Origin of the sequence: Paractinoplanes brasiliensis (genome assembly GCF_004362215.1) — a bacterium.
Taxonomy (GTDB): domain Bacteria; phylum Actinomycetota; class Actinomycetes; order Mycobacteriales; family Micromonosporaceae; genus Actinoplanes; species Actinoplanes brasiliensis.
On the sequence record NZ_SNWR01000001.1, the window covers coordinates 4,530,901 to 4,548,483 of the forward strand.

Below are 17,583 nucleotides of genomic sequence, written 5' to 3' on the forward strand. Positions count from 1 at the left end.
AATCTCCGACTTCCGGAGGAATCGTCTCTTTTCCTCCCGGGGGACTCGCCATTCGGCCGGGGAACCGCCTAATCTCCATTCGCCATCGGCGGTACCCCGGCAGTGAGAGGCACCAGGTTGACCTACGTCGAGACCCGCGGGAACGTGTGGGAAGCGCTGGCGGGTCGCGCCCCCGGTGAACCCTCCGGCCCGGCTGATCCCGGTTTGTGGGGCGCGGTCGTCGACCGCCTCAACCCCACCAGCGCCCGCCCGGTGCTCCGCGCCGGAGTGGAGTACGTGCAGCTCACCGGCGCCCGTGGCGGCGACTACATCATGCTGCGCTCGCCCGACGACGGCGAGCGGCCGAGCTATCTGCGCCTGACCCCCGAGGAGTGGGAGCTGGCGCTGCTGATGGACGGCGAGCACACGGTGGCCCGGCTGGTCGCCGAGTTCGCTCGCATCGCCGGCCGGCTCGCCCCCGATCAGGTCCGCCGCGTCGTGGCCGACCTGGCCGGCAACCGGATGCTCGACGAGCTGCCGATGGACGCGTTCCGCCCGTTGCAGGAGCTGCGACGCAAGCCGGTGGGGGAGCGGGTCGGCAGCTCATTGCTCGCCGCCGCCCGCGGCCGCCGCATGCTGCTGCTCAACGTCGACGGCCTGGTCTCGGTCCTCTACCGCGCGGGCGGCCGGCTGTTCTTCAACAAGGCCGTCGGAATCCTCACCGCCATGCTCACCGTGGGCGGTCTCGGCCTGTTCGTCGCCACCTGGACGAGGGGCAGCCGCTCGTTGTTCCTGACCGGTGACTCCTACGTGTTCGGCGCGATCACCCTGATCCTGCTCAACCTGATCGTGGCCGGTGTCCGCGAGTACGCGCGGGCGATGGCGGCCAAGCATTCGGGCCGCGAGGTGCCGGCGGCCGGCTTGCTGGTCTGGTTCGGGCTGCCGTCGCTGTTCGTCGACACCAGCGACGTCTGGATGGCCGGCCGCCGGGCCCGCGTGCTCGTCTCGGCCGTGGGCCCGCTCAGCGCGCTGCTGCTCGGTGGCGTCGCGCAAGTGGTCGGGCTGGCCCTGCCGTCGGCCGCCGACCTGGCCTTCAAGCTGGCCTTTCTCTGCTACCTGAGCGCGTTCGTCCACCTCAGCCCGCTGCTGCCGCTCGACGGGCAGTACCTTCTGATGAACTGGCTCGAGGTGCCGCAGCTGCGCAACCGGGCGCTGGCCTGGGTCGGCGGCCGGCTGCGGGGTCGTCCGCCACAGTGGGGCAAGCTCGACCGCGAGGGCCGCCTCATCGCCCTGTACGGCTTCCTGGCCGTCTGCTGGCTGGCCGCCGCGGCCAACGTCGCCGTCCGGCTGTGGGAAGACAGGCTCTCGGGCGTGGCCACCGGCCTGTGGCACGAGGGCCTCACCGGGGTTCTCCTGCTGCTGGCCATCATGCTCGGCCTGGCCGCCCCGATCGTGTATTTCCTGCTCGGCCGGCTCACCCGATGGTGGAGCCTGTCCCGGCTGCGCCGCACCGAGAACGACCGGGAGGCCGACAGCCCCCGCCGCCTGGCCGCGCTGCGCGCCTCCGACCTCGGTGGCCTGCCCGAGCCCGCGTTGCAGGGCCTGGCCTCGCGCGCCCGCTGGGTGCACCCGCCGACCGGCCGTCAGATCATCATGGCGGGCAGCGCTCAGCAGGCCGTCTACGTGGTCGTCGAGGGCGCGCTCGAGGCCCGCCGGCCCGGTGACCCACCCGGCACGATCCGCCATCACGTCGGCCCCGGCGCCGTCGTCGGCCTGGTCAACGCGGTCACCGGCCGCTCCACCCAGCTCGACTGGCACACCGCCGGCACGACGCTGCTCTCGATCCCGACAGCCACCGTGGCCACGGTGGTCGGCCCGCTGCCCGGCCCGCCGCCGCACGACCGGGCCGAGGCCGAGGCGCTGTTCGCCGACACGCCCGCACTGGCCGGGCTCGCCACCGACCAGCGGCTCGCCCTGATCGGCTCGGCCCACCCGGTCGACCTCGACCCGGGCGCGCCCGTGATCCTGCCCGGCCCCACCCACGCGGTGGTGGTCGAGTCCGGCGTGATCGCGCTGCCCGACGGCGTCGAGCTGCGCCGGGGCACGCTGGTCGGCCCGGTCGGCGACGGCAGCCCCGGCATGGTGGCGCAGACCATCACCCCCGTACGGCTGTGGGTCCTGCCCGACGCCTCCGATCTGCCGCCGCTGGTCGGCGCGACCCATCGGCCCGGCTCGCCGATGCCCGTGGTGGCCGTGAAGGGCTCACCGCGCCCCGGCGCGCCCGGCGGCGCGGCCTACCCGCCGCTGACCATCCCGCCCGGCCCGCCCGACGGCCACGACAACCCCGAGGTCGACCGCCGGTTCGAGCGCGTGCTGACCTGGCTGGTCGTGGTGCTGCTGACCGCGGCCCTGTTCCTGACCGGCCTGTCGTTCCGCCCCGGTCCGGCCTGGGCCGAGATGCCGGCCGACCGGGTGCTGCTCTCGATCGATCAGGGCCTGGTCACCGCCACCTTCGACGGCGCTCCGGAGAACCTGGACGAGGGCGCGCGGCGCTACCTCGACCAGGGCGAGGTGATCGAGGTGCCGGCGCGGGCCTCGGCCACGCTCACGTTCGCCGGTGGGGCGACCACGATGCTCTGCGCGAACACCCGGGTCGGCATCGGCACCCTGAGCACCGGAAACGGCCGTGACCAGGCGCCGCGGGCCGCCATCTCGCTGCAGACCGGCCGCGTGCTGGCCGGAACCGGCAGCACCAGCGGCGCGTACAAGCCGCTCGCGCTGACCGTGGACCGCAGCGAGGGCACGGTGACGAACACGGGCGCGGCCTGGTATCAGATCGAGCCTGCCGCGGTGGTCGTCTCGTCGGGCACGGTCGCCGTCGACGGCAAGACCAGCGAGGTCACCGGCAAGCAGCTGGGATGCGCGGACGGGGCGCCGGTCGAGGCGCCGCCGTCGAGCAGCCCCGAGCCACTGCCGAGCGACGACCTTTTACCGTCCGATTCGGAATCGATCAATCCGTCGATCGCCCCGAGCGCGACCCCGACGCCCAGCGCTACTGTAGTCACACCGTCACCGACAGCTGATCCCGGCGATGGCGACGACGATCCGGGACAGCCCGACAACGACCCCACCACGGCCCCGACGACGACCCGCCCAACGACGCGACCGACCACGGTCCCGACCATCCCGCGGCCGCCGACGACGAGCCCGACCACCAGGCCCGCGACCACACCCCCGCCCCCGCCGACCACTCCTCCGCCGACGGAGACCGACGAGCCGACAGAACCCGAAGGGACGTCGTCGCCGGGCTGACGGCCGGAGGCGTTCCCAGGAGGTTCACTTGCTCTGCTGGTTCTGTTCCGAATCGGCCCGGGCGAGCTGCCGCTTCTGCGGCCGCGGTGTCTGCGCCGAACACGCCCGGTTCGGTCCCTACCTGTTGCAGGTGAGCCGGTCCGAGACGAGGCGGCGGGCGGAGGCGCTGGTGGTGGACGACGCGGTGCAGTGCGGCACGTGCCGTCCGCGTCCGCACGCGGTGGCGATGCCCGAACTGGACTGAGCGACGTACCGTCAGGGCATGGCTCGCAACGACGGCTATGAAGACCTGGGCGCCTGGTCGGAGTTCGGCACGGTGAGCGGCATGGTCGCCGCCCGTACGACGGAAAGCCTCACCGAGGCGCACACCGGCCTGGGCGACCGCCCCGACGACCTCGACGGCCTGCCCGACGTGACGGTGGGCGTGAGCGCCGCCGAGGCGATCGGCGACCTGGCCGCCGAGTTGTCCCCGCCGCCACCCAAGGGCTACGACAACGAGGTCGACGCCGACGGCGACGGAACGCTCGACGACGCCACCTATCGCGGCCGCGCTGACGGCGGCGTCGACATCCTGGTCGACGTGGACGGCGACGGCCGCACCGACTTCATCGGCGCGGACACCGACCTCGACAACCGGGTCGACCACGCCGACTACGACAAGGACGGCGACGGTGTCTTCGAGAAACGCATGTTCGACGACGACGGCGACGGCTTCCTCGACCGCTCGGTCTTCCTGAACCCCGGCAGCTGAACCCCTGGGTTATGCCGTGAGCTGATTCGCCCAGAGGGGAATCGGTGGGCGGATGCCGCTCACTGAGGAAAGCTGGGAGGCGTCGAACGGCCGGTCGGGTTACGGCTTCGCCGGCGGATGCGAGAGGGTGTTGTCATGAGTGTTGACGAGTTGACGATGCGGGGCGGTGGCGCATCCTTCGATGACCAGGTGTTCGAGCGGCTGCTCCGGGAGCGGATCATCTTTCTCGGCAGTGAGGTCAACGACGAGGTGACCAACCGCATCTGCGCCCAGATGCTGCTGCTGGCCTCGGCCGACAGCGAGAAGGACATCGCGCTCTACATCAACTCGCCCGGTGGCTCCATCAGCGCCGGCATGGCGGTGTACGACACGATGCAGTACATCAAGAACGACGTGGCGACGATCGCGATGGGCATGGCGGCCTCCATGGGCCAGTTCCTGCTCTGCGCCGGCACCCCCGGCAAGCGGTACGCGCTTCCGCACGCGCGGATCATGATGCACCAGCTCTCCGGCGGCATCGGCGGCACCGCGGCCGATATCGCCATCCAGGCCGAGAGCATGCTGCACATCAAGAACGTGATGAACGAGCGGATCGCCTTCCACACCGGCCACACGCCGCAGGAGATCGAGCGCGACTCCGACCGCGACCGCTGGTTCACGGCCGACCAGGCCAAGGAATACGGCATCGTCGACCACGTGATCACCAAGGCGAACCAGGTCGGCAACAATTCCGCCCTGGTCTGACCTGCGGGTTTTCGCTTCACCAACGGGCACACGGCGTACGCCGTGTGCCCGTTGTGTCGTCCGCGACAGTTTCGGGTAAGGGACGGTCATCCCCCGACTCTGTCAAGGAGGTGCTGACGTGAGGCTCCCGACGTTCTCCCGCCAGTCCACGAGCGATAACCCGGAGGCGACCGACGGCCCGGCTTCGACCGGCACGGTGACGCGGCCTCGCAGCGACAACACGACCGAGGTGCGCCCCGCCCCCGTACGGCCCCGGCGCGACGAGGAAGACACCCTGCGCGACCTGCCGCCGAGCCCGCCCCCGGCCTCCCGGCACACCGAGCCGCCCGCGCCGCCGTCCAGGGGCGCCGCTCCGGTCGAGCGGCCCACCACCCCGGCGACCCCCGTCGCTGCCGGCCCCAAGCCGCGCGCCAGCCTGATGGCCACCGTGGGTCTGATCCTCGGTGTGGCGTCCGTGCTGCTGGTGCTCTCCGGGCCGTTGATGGGCTACGGCATCGGCGTCGCCGCCCTCGCCCTGATCCTGTCGCTGGTCGGCCTCCACGCCACCCGCAAGCGTCACGTCGCGGGCAAGACCGACGCGCTGCTGGGGATGGTGCTCTCGCTGGGCGCGATCGTGCTCGGGGTGCTCGCCCTGACCGGCTCGCTCAACTGGCTCGGGACCGACGTGCAGCCGGTGAACAGCCTGCGCGAGTGGCTCGACACACAGTTCGTCGACCGCTTCTAAAGGTTTACCCCCGGCAACAATCGGGCATCAGACAGTCGCGGACGGCGGTGCGCCGGACGCGAAAGATCGGAACCGGGACCGGCCCCTCGCCGGTCCCGCCCCGGAACCGTCCGGCGGTGCGCCGGCAACACTTCGCCTCGAGGGCGGCCTGGTTCAGGCCGCCCTCGACGCACGTGCAACGAATCTTCGCGCAGGACCTCGATCACGCAACGATCGAACGTCACATGCATGGTTGAACTACAGCATCGGACGGTCCGCCCCGCTTAGCGTTTCAGCCATGACCACGACGTCCTCGCCGCGCCGCTACCTCATGTGCCGGCCCACCCACTTCGCGGTGACGTACCGCATCAATCCGTGGATGGACCCCACGGCGCCCTACGACAACGCGCTCGCCGTCAGCCAGTGGGAGAACCTCCGGCAGACGTACCTCGACCTGGGCCACACGGTCGAGCTGATCGAGCCGCTGCCCGGCCTGCCGGACATGGTCTTCTCGGCCAACGGCGCCACGGTCGTCGACGGCCGCGTGCTGGCGGTGCAGTTCCGCGACGCCGAGCGGGCCGACGAGGCTCCCGCGTACGCGGCCTGGTTCCGCGAGCGCGGTTTCGAGGTGATCCAGCCCAAGCACACCAACGAGGGTGAAGGTGACATCCTGCTCGTCGGCGACTTCCTGCTGGCGGGGACGGGCTTCCGCACCGCGCACGCGTCGCACGCCGAGACCCAGGAGGCGCTGCGCCGCCCGGTGATCACGCTGCAGCTCGTCGACCCGTCGCTCTACCACCTCGACACCGCGCTGTGCGTGCTCGACGACACCAACATCGCGTACCTGCCCGCCGCGTTCTCGCCCGGCTCGCAGGCCGTGCTCCGGCAGATGTTCCCGCACGCGGTGATCGCCAACGCCGACGACGCGGCCGTCCTCGGACTCAACGCGGTCAGCGACGGTCGTACTGTTGTCCTGCCGGTGCAGGCCACCCACCTCGCGGCCGAGCTGCGGGCCGCCGGCTACCAGACCGTCGGGGTCGACGTCTCCGAGCTGCGCAAGGCCGGCGGCGGACCCAAGTGCTGCACGTTGGAGGTGCGATCGTGACGAGCGTCGACATGCTGCGGACCCCTGCCGAGCTGGCCGAGGCCGAGCGGTACACCGCGCACAACTACCACCCGCTGCCCGTCGTGATCGCCGAGGGCGAGGGCGCCTGGGTGACCGACGTCGACGGGCGGCGTTACCTCGACTTCCTGGCCGGCTATTCGGCGCTGAACTTCGGCCACCGGCACCCGGGCCTGATCGCGGCCGCGCACGCCCAGCTCGACCGGATCACGCTGACCAGCCGCGCGTTCGTGCACGACCAGTTCGCCGAGTTCTGCCGTACGCTGGCCGAGCTCTGCGGCAAGGACCTCGTGCTGCCGATGAACACCGGCGCCGAGGCCGTCGAGACCGCGATCAAGGTGTCCCGCAAGTGGGGTTACCGGGTCAAGGGCGTGCCGGACGGCCAGGCCGAGATCATCGTGGCCGCCGGCAACTTCCACGGCCGGACGACGACGATCGTCAGCTTCTCGACCGACCCCGAGGCCAAGGCCGACTTCGGGCCGTACACGCCCGGGTTCGTCGTGGTCCCGTACGGGGATGAAACCGCCCTGGGCGCCGCGATCACCCCGAACACCGTGGCCGTGCTGATGGAGCCCATCCAGGGTGAGGCGGGCGTGCTCGTGCCGCCGCGGGGCTACTTCGCCGCCGTGCGGGCGCTCTGCGACGAGCACAACGTGCTGATGGTCGCCGACGAGATCCAGTCGGGCCTGGGCCGCACCGGGCGCACGTTCGCGATCGAGCACGAGGGCGTCGTTCCCGACATGTACGTGCTGGGCAAGGCGCTGGGCGGCGGCGTCGTGCCGGTCTCGGCCGTCGCCGCCGACCGCGACGTGCTGGGTGTGCTGAAGCCCGGCGAGCACGGTTCGACCTTCGGCGGGAACCCGCTGGCCTGCGCGGTCGGCGGCGAGGTCGTACGCCTGCTGGCCACCGGTGAGTTCCAGCAGCGCTCGGCCGAGCTGGGCGAGCACCTCCACGCCCGCCTCAACGCGCTGATCGGCCACGGCGTCATCGCTGTCCGGGGCCGGGGCCTGTGGGCCGGCGTGGACATCGACCCGGCCCTGCTCACCGGCCGCCAAGCGTGCGAAAGCCTGGCCGCCCGCGGAGTCCTGGCCAAGGACACCCACGGCTCCACGATCCGCCTGGCCCCACCCCTGGTCGTAACCAAAGACGAGATCGACCACGCCGTGGACCAGCTGGCCGCAGTCCTGGCCGACAGCCACCAGTAAGTCCGCGGGCGGGCGATCATCCGGGTACTCGCCCGCCCGCGCGGTTTGTCTGTTCCGCCCTGCAACATCTGCTTCTGTCCAGCCCGCACTTCGCGATTGCCGCCGGTGAGATGCCGAGTGATTTTTCGACGCAGCGGGGTGTGCTGCGGCGGAAAATCGCCCGGCATCTCACCGGGCCAAAAGGCAATCGCCGCGGAGCGAAGCGGAGCCAGAAGGTCAGTTGCGTCTGTCCAGCTGTGAAAGCATCTGCGTCTGTCCAGCCCCGCACAAGAATGCGTCTGCTCAGCCCCGTTCGAACTTGCGCAGCGCCATCGTCGGGGCCTCGCCCATGACGGATTCGGGCTGGACGACGCCGCCGGTGGCCCACATCTTGGCCCGGCCCACCTGCACCCCGCCGTACAACTCGACCACGTCGGTCGGCCCCAGGGTGCGGCTTTCCTGCCGGTGCAGCGCGATCCGCTCGTCGTCGTTGACCGTGCCGCCGGGGCGCACGCCGCTGCCGTTGGTGCTGATGTCCTGCACAGTGAGGTTGCCGTCGGTGCGCAGCGTGAATTGCACGTGGCCGCGGCTGATCCATTTGCGGGCGTCGTCGGTCAGCCACTGGCCCAGCATGACGCCACGGCCGCCCTCGGGGGCCCGGCCGACCACGACCGGCTCGTCGGTCGCGACCACGAAGCGGCGGCGGATGACACCGTCGATGCGGACGGAGAGAACTTCGACCGCGGGCCGGGGGCCGGCGTCGCGCAGTTTCGCGCCGTGCCGGGGGCAGGTGGGCGCACCCGAACGCAGCGACGGCGGCGGCTGGGAGACCGGGCTGGTGAAGGTACGCATGTCGGCGAACGGGCTGTCCGGGTCGCCGCCACTGCCGAAGCTGTTGCAGTTGGGCTCGGGGCAGGTCCAGACGCGGGCCAGCAGCCGCTCGCCCAGCGGGGAGCGCTCGGCCGGCCTCGGTGGCTCGCCCCGGCCGACCCGGGCCATCAGCACGGTGCTGCCGCCCTCGCCGGCGACCGCGGCGAGCAGGCGGCCGGGCTCGTCGACCCAGGGGTGACGGTCGCGGTCGCCGCGGGTGCGGGTGAGCACCGGCAGGCCCAGAAGCTCGGCCACCTCGAAGACGCGGTCGTCGAGCTGGGGGACGACTTCGACCTTGCCGTCGTCGGCCCAGCGGCGGATGACCATGCGCTCGTTCGAGGTGAGGTCGGTGTCGGAGAGCAGGCCACGCGGCGCCACCACGTAGACCGGCACGTTTTCCTCCGCGACGCGCCGGCCCAGGGCGTCGATGACCAGCCCGAGGCGTACCGAGCTCGCGGGCCGGCCGCCGTCGAGGTCGGCGTAACGCACGATCTCCGACATGTCGACCACCGCGCGGGCGAGCGCCGGGTCGGTGGTGAGGCGTGCCTCGATGGCGTCGAGGACCTTGCTGACCTCGAATCTCACGGGTCCTCCCGAGGGTCCGCGGGTGTTTGTGCACGGCAATCATGCCCGGTCCCCGGGCGAGGCGAGTGTCACACCCCTCCGCTTCGGTGTCGGGCGCACGCCAATACATCGATGAGGGCGGCTTGACCGGGGTCCCGTTTGCCGCCGGCGGCCGTCGGGAATTGACGTCGGTGAGCCGGCGTCATCCGGGCGGCCGGCCGGGCGGAAGGGACGGACATGCGGACACCACGGCTCGCCGGGCTGGGCCTCGCGACGATGGCGACGGCGGCACTGACGCTCGCCGGCTGCGCCGACGGGGGCAGCACGACGCCCGGTGCGAGCGCTCCCGCTGCCGGCGCGAGCGCGACCGCCACGGCGTCGGGCAGCGCGGCCGACCCCGCCGCGGTCGAGGCCCTGACCAAGGCGACCTCGCAGCTCGGCTCGACCAGCTTCAAGGTCACGGCGAACTCGGGCCCCGGCTTCAAGCTGAACGGCCAGGTCGACCCGGCGCAGGGCGTCGGCACGGTCGAGATGGTCGCGAGCGGCCCCAACGCCGAGCTCAACCTCAAGACGCTGCTGGCCGGGCAGGACCTCTACCTGCAGATCCCCGGCGTCACCAAGGCCGGCACGTGGACGCACGTCGACGTGGCCCGGCTGCCCGAGGGCGCCAACGTCGGCCTGCGCCCCGGCCAGATCGACCCGGTGAACACCTCGAACCTGCTCAACTCGTCGACCGACGTGCACGCCACCGGTGGCAACAGTTACGCCGGGACGCTCGACCTGACCAAGGCGGCCGGGCTGGCCGGCGTCTCGCAGGTGACCATCGACGAGTCCGGCGCGCCGGCGCAGAAGGTGCCGTTCACCGCGGGCCTCGACGACCAGGGCCGGCTGGCCGAGCTCACCGTGCAGATCCCGGCGGTCAACGGGCAGGCCGCGCAGCCGCTCGAGGTGCTCTACAGCGACTACGGCGTGCCGGTGACCGTGACCAAGCCGGCCGCCTCCGAGGTGACCGAGGCCCCGGACAGCCTGTACAGCTCGCTCGGAAGCTAGGCGTCGGCTGCGGGAGCGGATCGGCGCGCGGTCCAGTCCGTGCTCAACGGGCGGAACACGGGCCGGTTCTCCTCGATCCAGGCGTCGATCCGCTCCCACCAGTCGTAGAGCCAGGCCACCCGTTCCTCCTCGCCGGTGGGCACCTCCTCCGGCGGGACGCTCCAGAACTTCATCACGAGCCGCTTGTCCATCGGCAGCTCACGCCAGATGTCGGCCACCGTGATCATGCGGTCGAGGCCGGTGTGGGCCACGAAGATGACCCCGGCGTCCGGCGCCGCGTTGATCGCCGAGAACAGGCCGCCCGGCTTCGGCGGGAGGACGTGCCGCATGTTCTCGGCCCGTTCGGCCGCGTCGGCCAGCCCACGGGCGCGCAGCCGGGCGATCGCGCTGACCCGGCGGCGGGGCGTGAAATTGCCACCCTCCGGGAAGATCACAAACGCGTCGTTGTCGTCGAGCCCGTGCGCGGTCTCGCCGATCTGCTGCTCCAACGTGGAGGTCCCCGTACGCCCGGGCGTGATGAACCGGTTGGGCAGGCGGTTGAGCAGCACATCGACGGCCGGGTCCCACTGCAGTGTCGCCTTCAGCACAATTCGCGGCTCGCGGTCGAACCAGTTGGTCAGCGCGTGGATCAGGATGAACGAGTCGCCCGGCCCGGCGTGCCGGCTGACCACGACCTCGGGGCGGCCGGGAAGCGCGGTGTCGGGGTCGGTGCCGACGACGTCGATGGTCAGGTGCAGGGCCCACTTGGCGATCCAGAACAGGATGGCCAGGAAACGCCCGGTCACCACATAGTGCGCGCGTTGGAACCACGGGCTGCGGATCTTGACGCCGAACCCGGAGGCGACCCAGAGAACGGCCAGCACCACCAGCGCGGCCGCGTCCCAGATCAGGTAGAGGACGGCCAGCAGCACGAGGCGGGGCACCCGCAGATGGCCGGGCACCAGCGGCGAGGCCAGCAGGGCGATGACGAGCCAGATCGGCAGCGTGGTCAGCAGCACGCCGGCCAGGACGACCACCGCGGGGGCGATGACCAGGCGACGGACCCAGATGGGGGGAAGCGGCATCAGGGCACGTCCGGGCCGGGCGGCGGGAGCACGTTGGCGGCCAGGTAGCGGCGGGACGCGGTGTAGGCCCGGCTGATGCGGCGTCCGACGGCGGCCATGTCGCGGTAGGCCCAGGGGCTGTCGTCCCGGCTCTCGCCGCCGCCGGTGGGTAGCACGTGCACCCGTACATCGTCGGGCAGTGACGCAAGCTCCCGGGCGAACCGATGTCGCCGCGCGATCTCGAAGGCCACCTGGGCCACCTCCCAGGGCCGGCGGGGAACGCTCAGGGCACGCTCGACCCGGCCCACCTGCAGCACGAAGATCAGCTTGGCGCCGAGCCGGACCGCCTCGCCGATCGGGATCGAGTTCACAATGCCACCGTCCACATAGTGCTCCCCGGCGATCTCCATGGGCGGCAGCAGACCGGGCACGGCCGACGACGCGAGCACGGCGTCGACCAGGGGACCGCTGTCGAACCAGTGCTCGGCGGCCCGCTCGATGCTCGCGGCGCAGCAGTGGAACGGCACCTTCACGTCGGCGAACGTCGTCTGCTCGCCGAGCTCGGCCTCGAGCAGCCGGCGCAGCGGGAGCGGCGAGTGCAGATGCGTACGGGCGGCGAACCGGCGCAGCTGCCGGCCGATCGAGTCCCCGTAGACCGTGGCCGCCTCGGGCGACGTCCAGAGCCGCACCAGCCGATCGGTGACCGCCTCGCTCGGGTCCTGCGCGACCAGGGCGCCGTTGACCGCCCCGATCGAGGTGCCGACCACGACGTCCGGGCGGAAACCGGCCCGGAACAGGGCGCGCAGCATGCCCACCTCGACGGCGCCGAGCACGCCGCCCCCGCCGAGCACGAACGCCACCGGGCTGTTGACCATGACTTCATCGTTCCACGAGTTCATCGGATCATCGCGCGGCGCCTCGCACACGCCGCGCTCTGCTCCTCGCCTGCGGCGGCGGGGTGCTCGGCCCCCCCCGGTCGGGGTGGGCCCTGTCTTGAGGACGCCACGTTGGGGTTGGGTTCTGGGCGCAACCATTCACGCAGGCCGCCCGGGTGGGTTGAGCGTTCTGGGCGCGCCGGCGCCCTGCTCAGCCCGCCCGGGCCCTCGGCGGGAGCGACGGTCTGAACCCACCACCCCGCTACGACATCTGGAATTCGATCTTCGTATTGACTGCTTAAGCGATGCTCTTCAGATATCCGCCGTTCTGGTTCTGGAATTCCCAGCTGTAGAACTTGTCCCAGTTGATCGACCAGGTCATCAGGCCGCGGAAGTCCGGGTTGGCGCCGCTGCGCAGGGTGTACGAGCCGCAGCCGGCGTTGCGGATCAGGCAGTTGACGGCCTGCTGGATGGCTGACGGCGCGACGTAGCCGTTGCCCGCGCTGACCGACGACGGGGCGCCGAACGCGATTTGGTCCTCGCGCAGGCCGGGGAACACGTTGGCAGTGTTGCCGGCGACGGGGAAGCCGGCGAGCAGCATGTCGGTCATGGCGATGTGGAAGTCGGCGCCTCCCATCGAGTGGTACTGGTTGTCCAGGCCCATGATCGAACCCGAGTTGTAGTCCTGGACGTGCAGCACGGTGATGTCGTTACGCAGCGCGTGGATGACCGGCAGGTACGAGCCGGCGCGCGGGTCCTGGCCGCCCCACGGGCCGGAGCCGTAGTACTGGTAGCCGAGCTGGACGAAGAACGTCTCGGGGGCCATGGTCAGCACGAAGCCGGCGCCGTAGCGGGCCTTGAGGGAGCGCAGCGCGGAGATCAGGTTGACGATGACCGGGGTCGTCGGGTTCTTGAAGTCGGTGTCGCCGGTGTTGAGCGAGAGCGAGTGGCCTTCGAAGTCGATGTCGACGCCGTCCAGGCCGTATTCGTCGATGATGGCGCTGACCGAGCTCACGAACCTGTCCCGCGCGGCGGTGGTGGTCAGCTGGACCTGGCCGTTCTGGCCGCCGATGGAGAGCAGCACCTTTTTGCCGGCGTTGCGCTTGGCCCGGATCGCGGCGATGAAGTCGGCTTTGCTTTCGACGCCGGGGCATTCGGCGGCGGGGCAGAGTGTGAACCGGATGTCGCCGGACGTCACCGAGGTGGGCTCGCCGAAGGCGAGGTTGATGATGTCCCAGTTGGCGGGGACGTCGGCCATCCGCACGTAACCGGAGCCGTTGGCGAAGCTGGAGTGCAGGTAACCGATCAGCGCCCGCTTGGGGAGACCCGTGTTGGGCGGGGTCGTGGTCGGCGGGGTCGTGGGTGGCGTGGTCGGCGGTGTGGTGGGCGGAGTTGTCGGCGGCCGGGTGGTGGCGGGCGGCGTGGTCGGGGGTGTGGTGCCGCCGCAGACACCGTTGTCGGCCCAGACATCCCACTGTCCGCTGTGGGTGGACGGGCTCTCGTTCTGGGTCCACCACTTGGCGGTGTAGTTGCGGCCGTTCTGCGAGGCCACGTTGTCCTTCGTGTAGACGGCGGTGGCGCTCCAGGCCGGTGCGCACGCGACGGCCGCGCCGGCGCTGGAGGCGAGATACACGGAGCCACCACCAGCCGCGAGCACCGCGGCCATGGTGAAGATCATCGATCGGCGCATGACCAGAGTATGAATACTGTAAAGTTTATTTGTAAATAGAATCACACAAATCTCGTACGAGCCCCCGCCGCTGTGACCCGGCGGCTCGGATGGCGGGGCGACGGGGCGGCTGGGTACCGTTGCCGCCGTGCCAGAGGGACACACCATTCATCGGCTCGCGGCGCTGCATCGGGAATTGTTCGCCGGGCAGGTTCTGCGGGTCAGCAGCCCTCAGGGGCGGTTCACTGCGGGGGCCGAGCGCGTCGACGCACGTCGCCTGCTCGACACCGAGGCGTACGGGAAACATCTGTTCCACCACTATGAAGGCGACCTGAGTGTGCATGTCCACCTCGGGCTGTACGGCAAAGTCGCCGACGGGCCGCTGCCTGCGCCGGAACCGGTGGGGCTGGTGCGTATGCGGCTGGTCGGTGACGGGCACTGGCTCGACCTGCGCGGGCCGACCGCCTGCGAGGTGTTCGACCCGGCGCAGGTCCAGTTGCTGCGCGAGCGGCTGGGCGCCGATCCGTTGCGGGACGACGCCGACCCGGGCCCGGTTCTGCGCAGGGCCGGGGCGAGCGGCAAGCCGGTTTTCGCGCTGCTGCTCGACCAGTCGGTCGTCGCCGGGTGCGGGCTGATCTATGCCAACGAGGCGCTGTTCCGGGCCGGGCTCGCGCCGGGCACGCCGGGTCGAAGCGTCGGCCCCGAGCAGTGGGACGAGCTCTGGACCGACCTGCGGGCGCTGATGAAGGAGGGCGTGGCCCGGGGTCGCATCGACACGGTGCACACCCGGCACACGCCGGAGGCCATGCAGCGGGCTCCTCGGGTCGATCGGCACGGCGGCGAGGTCTACGTCTATCGGCGCGCGGGTCAGCCCTGCCTGGTCTGCGGAACCGGGGTCGCGCGGGCCGAGCTGGCCGCGCGCAACCTTTACTGGTGTCCTAGCTGTCAGCCGGCGGTGTGACGCCGGCCGGCGGCGGGGCCGGGGTCTCGGTGGCGCCGGGGATGCCGAGGGTGAAGTTCTCGGCCAGCCAGGGAAGCAGTTTCTCGTACGCCTTGATGGTGGCCGGCTGGTTGAAGTCGTGTGACAGCACGATCGCGCCCGGACGCACCTGCTTGCGGACGTCGCCGACGATACGGGCGATGTGCTGCTGCTCGGTCTCCTTCTCGGGGTGTTCCCAGTCGCGCGGGTCGACCTCCCAGTAGAGCGAGGTCATCCCGGTGTTCGTGGCCACGCCGACCAGCCGTTCGGTGAAGTTGCCGCCGGGTGCGCGGAAGAACGGGATCTTCGCGTCGGGCGCGGCGGCCAGGATCGCGGCGTTGGTCCGTACGAGATCGGCTTTGATCTTTGCCGGCTTGTCCTTGCCGATCTTGAGGCTGTGGTCCCACGTGTGGTTGCACAGCGTGTGCCCCTCGTCGACGATCTGCCGGACGATGTCGGGGTGCCGCTGAACCTGCGTGCCGACCAGGCAGAACGTCGCCTTGACCTGATGCTGGGCGAGCAGCTCAAGGATCTTGGGGGTCTGCACCGGGTCGGGGCCGTCGTCGAAGGTCAGCGCGACGACTTTGCTGCCGGTGGTGCGCAGCGATTTGCCCGGCCCGAGGTCGGAGCCCGGTTTCTGAGAAGCCTCGGTGATCTGGGCCGCGGGGGTGCTCGGCTCGGGGCCGGCGGCCGCGGTGGACTCGGGCGCGGGCTTCTCGGGTGCCTTTTCCTGCTCTTTCGGCTCCGGTGCGCTCTGCTTCTCGCGTTCGGGGGCGGCCTGCGGCGCTTTCTCCGGCTTCTTTTCCGTCTGTACGCCGGCTACCGCCTGGGCGGCCGCGTTCACCGCCTGAAAGCCGTCGCGCCGCTGCTCGGCCGGCAGGGCCACGAGCAGGATGCCGATCGCGATCAGCGACGCCAGCATGGCCTGCTGCCGCTTCTTGCCCATCAGCAGCCACGACTCGATCGGCAGGGTGCCAGGCGCTCGATGCGACCCGGTTACGGGCGGGCGGCCGGACGGCGGGCGCTGGGCCGGGACGCGGACGGCGGCGTGCCGGCCGGCGCGGACCGGGCGCTGGTGGCGTGCTGACCGGCTGCGCTGCGAGATCGGCGCGTCGGTCAGGGTGGTGGTCGCGACGCGCGGAACGGCGCGGGTGCTGACGTCGGCCAGGGACTCGGGTCGCCGGTGTCGGCCGCTGGGCGCGGTCGTGCCGCCCTGGGTCGGAATGCGGGGGGATTGCGGCGACATCCTGCGTTCCTACCGTGCCGCATGATCAAGCGCGATACCGGATCGGTGGTTGTCGCATCACCGTGAGCGATAGTCGCTGGCAGGGCGCGAGGATCCGGTTACCGCAAATACGGTCAAAGGCTGGCGTGTACCGCCTCAGTGGCCTTTCGGGCAGCGATCAATACCGGGTCCCACACCGGGGCGAACGGCGGCGCGTAACTGAGGTCGAGCGCGGTCATCTCCTCGACCGTCATCCGGTTCCAGGCCGCCACGGCGAGAGCGTCGATGCGCTTGGCGGCCTCGGCGCGCCCGACGATCTGGGCTCCCAGCAGCACCCCCGTACGCCGTTCGGCGATCAGCTTGATGGTCATCATCTCGGCGCCGGGGTAGTAGCCGGCGCGGCTGGTCGAGTCGACGCTCGCCGTCACGAACGAGAAACCGGCCGCGTGCGCCTCCTTCGACGTGAGCCCAGTACGGGCCACTTCGAGATCGCACACCTTGGTGACCGCCGTGCCGATGACACCGGGGAAGGTCGCGTACCCGCCGCCGATGTTGATGCCGGCCACCCGGCCCTGCTTGTTGGCGTGGGTGCCGAGCGGGACGTGCGCCGGCCGCCCGGTGAGCAGGTGCTGGGTCTCAACGCAGTCACCGGCCGCCCACACGCCTTCGACGCCCTCGACACGCATGCGCAGATCGGTGCGGACGCCCCCGGTCGGGCCCACCGGCAGCCCCGCTTCACGGGCGAGCGCGGTGTTCGGCCGTACGCCCATGCCCAGAACCACGACGTCGGCCGGCAGCGTGCCGCCCGGGGTGACCACCGCGCGTACCCGCCCGTCCGCGGTTTCGAGGCCGTCGACGTGCGCGTCGGTGAGCACCTCGACGCCCAGCGCGCGCATCGACTTCTGCACCAGCGCGCCCATGTCCGGGTCGACCGTCTTGGCCATCGGCTGCGGCGACTTCTCCAGCAGCGTGACGTCGAGCCCGCGCAGCACCATCGCCTCGGCCATCTCGACGCCGATGTAACCGCCGCCGATGACGACCGCGCGGCGCGGGCGGGGCTCGCGGTCGAGCCAGTCGTGGATGGCCTGGCCGTCGTCGAGCGTCTGCACGCCGAAGACGCCGGCATCGCGTACGCGGGCCCATTCCGGAGTGACCGGGACGGCGCCGGCGCCGTACACCAAATGGTCGAAGGGCTCGCGGGTCTCGCCGCCGCCGGTCAGGTCGTGCGCGACCACTTCGCGCCGGTCGAGGTCGATGCCGACCACCTCGTGCCGCAGCCGCACGTCGATCCCGGCCTTGCGGTGTTCCTCGGGGGTGCGGGCGACCAGCTTGTCGCGGTCGGGCACCGCACCGCCGATCCAGTACGGAATGCCGCAGGCCGAGTACGACGTGAAGTGTCCCCGCTCGAAGACGGTGATCGCCAAGTCGTCCTCGCCGAGGCGCTTGCGTGCCTGCGACGCGGCCGACATGCCGGCGGCATCCCCGCCGATGACCACGAGTCTCATCGGGCTC

Annotated in this window: 14 protein-coding genes; 8 read left to right on the top strand and 6 right to left on the bottom strand. The window is 71.2% G+C overall.

The window, feature by feature from the left end:
* Positions 1–117 precede the first annotated feature (117 nt).
* The 6 genes from C8E87_RS20560 (at position 118) to rocD (ending at position 7,817) form a co-directional block, all read left to right on the top strand.
* Complete coding sequence (locus tag C8E87_RS20560) at positions 118–3,291, top strand: cyclic nucleotide-binding domain-containing protein (RefSeq protein ID WP_133874603.1); 3,174 nt, start codon at positions 118–120, stop codon at positions 3,289–3,291.
* A gap of 262 nt (positions 3,292–3,553) precedes the next feature.
* Positions 3,554–4,042: a hypothetical protein gene (locus C8E87_RS20570; protein ID WP_133874605.1), complete on the top strand. Its 489-nt coding sequence runs from the start codon at positions 3,554–3,556 to the stop codon at positions 4,040–4,042.
* Positions 4,043–4,177: 135 nt separating this feature from the next.
* The gene (locus C8E87_RS20575) at positions 4,178–4,786 is read left to right on the top strand and encodes an ATP-dependent Clp protease proteolytic subunit (protein WP_133874606.1); all 609 of its coding nucleotides are present in this window, start codon (positions 4,178–4,180) and stop codon (positions 4,784–4,786) included.
* Positions 4,787–4,904: 118 nt separating this feature from the next.
* On the top strand, positions 4,905–5,510 hold the full coding sequence (locus C8E87_RS20580; protein ID WP_133874607.1) for a DUF4190 domain-containing protein: 606 nt from the start codon (positions 4,905–4,907) through the stop codon (positions 5,508–5,510).
* 277 nt (positions 5,511–5,787) lie between these two features.
* Positions 5,788–6,594: a dimethylargininase gene (gene ddaH / locus C8E87_RS20585; protein ID WP_133874608.1), complete on the top strand. Its 807-nt coding sequence runs from the start codon at positions 5,788–5,790 to the stop codon at positions 6,592–6,594.
* 11 nt (positions 6,595–6,605) lie between these two features.
* Positions 6,606–7,817: an ornithine--oxo-acid transaminase gene (gene rocD / locus C8E87_RS20590; protein ID WP_166661340.1), complete on the top strand. Its 1,212-nt coding sequence runs from the start codon at positions 6,606–6,608 to the stop codon at positions 7,815–7,817.
* Between the two features lie 282 nt (positions 7,818–8,099).
* On the opposite strand, the gene C8E87_RS20595 is transcribed toward rocD, so the two are convergent.
* Positions 8,100–9,251: an FHA domain-containing protein gene (locus C8E87_RS20595; protein ID WP_133874610.1), complete on the bottom strand. Its 1,152-nt coding sequence runs from the start codon at positions 9,249–9,251 to the stop codon at positions 8,100–8,102.
* 216 nt (positions 9,252–9,467) lie between these two features.
* Here C8E87_RS20595 and C8E87_RS20600 point away from each other — a divergent pair, with 216 nt between their 5' ends.
* On the top strand, positions 9,468–10,280 hold the full coding sequence (locus C8E87_RS20600) for a hypothetical protein (protein ID WP_133874611.1): 813 nt from the start codon (positions 9,468–9,470) through the stop codon (positions 10,278–10,280).
* On the opposite strand, the gene C8E87_RS20605 is transcribed toward C8E87_RS20600, so the two are convergent.
* The 3 genes from C8E87_RS20605 to C8E87_RS20615 form a co-directional block, all read right to left on the bottom strand.
* Complete coding sequence (locus tag C8E87_RS20605) at positions 10,277–11,344, bottom strand: 1-acyl-sn-glycerol-3-phosphate acyltransferase (protein ID WP_133874612.1); 1,068 nt, start codon at positions 11,342–11,344, stop codon at positions 10,277–10,279. The two genes, C8E87_RS20600 and C8E87_RS20605, sit on opposite strands and share 4 nt — an antisense overlap.
* The gene (locus C8E87_RS20610; protein ID WP_133876962.1) at positions 11,344–12,198 is read right to left on the bottom strand and encodes a patatin-like phospholipase family protein; all 855 of its coding nucleotides are present in this window, start codon (positions 12,196–12,198) and stop codon (positions 11,344–11,346) included. The genes C8E87_RS20605 and C8E87_RS20610 overlap by 1 nt, the downstream gene beginning before the upstream one ends.
* A 298-nt stretch (positions 12,199–12,496) precedes the next feature.
* A complete protein-coding gene (locus tag C8E87_RS20615) occupies positions 12,497–13,888 on the bottom strand; it encodes a chitinase (protein ID WP_133874613.1) in 1,392 nt (463 codons plus the stop codon).
* A 127-nt stretch (positions 13,889–14,015) separates the two neighbouring features.
* On the opposite strand from C8E87_RS20615, the gene C8E87_RS20620 reads away from it, so the two are divergent.
* On the top strand, positions 14,016–14,828 hold the full coding sequence (locus C8E87_RS20620; protein WP_133874614.1) for an Fpg/Nei family DNA glycosylase: 813 nt from the start codon (positions 14,016–14,018) through the stop codon (positions 14,826–14,828).
* On the opposite strand, the gene C8E87_RS20625 is transcribed toward C8E87_RS20620, so the two are convergent.
* Positions 14,806–16,092 carry a polysaccharide deacetylase family protein gene (locus tag C8E87_RS20625; RefSeq protein ID WP_239079832.1) on the bottom strand — a complete coding sequence of 429 codons (1,287 nt, stop codon included), beginning with the start codon at positions 16,090–16,092 and terminating at the stop codon, positions 14,806–14,808. The genes C8E87_RS20620 and C8E87_RS20625 overlap by 23 nt on opposite strands.
* Before the next feature lie 113 nt (positions 16,093–16,205).
* Positions 16,206–17,576 (bottom strand): FAD-dependent oxidoreductase, encoded by a 1,371-nt coding sequence (locus tag C8E87_RS20630; protein ID WP_133874615.1) that lies wholly within the window; start codon positions 17,574–17,576, stop codon positions 16,206–16,208.
* Between the last annotated feature and the right edge of the window lie 7 nt (positions 17,577–17,583).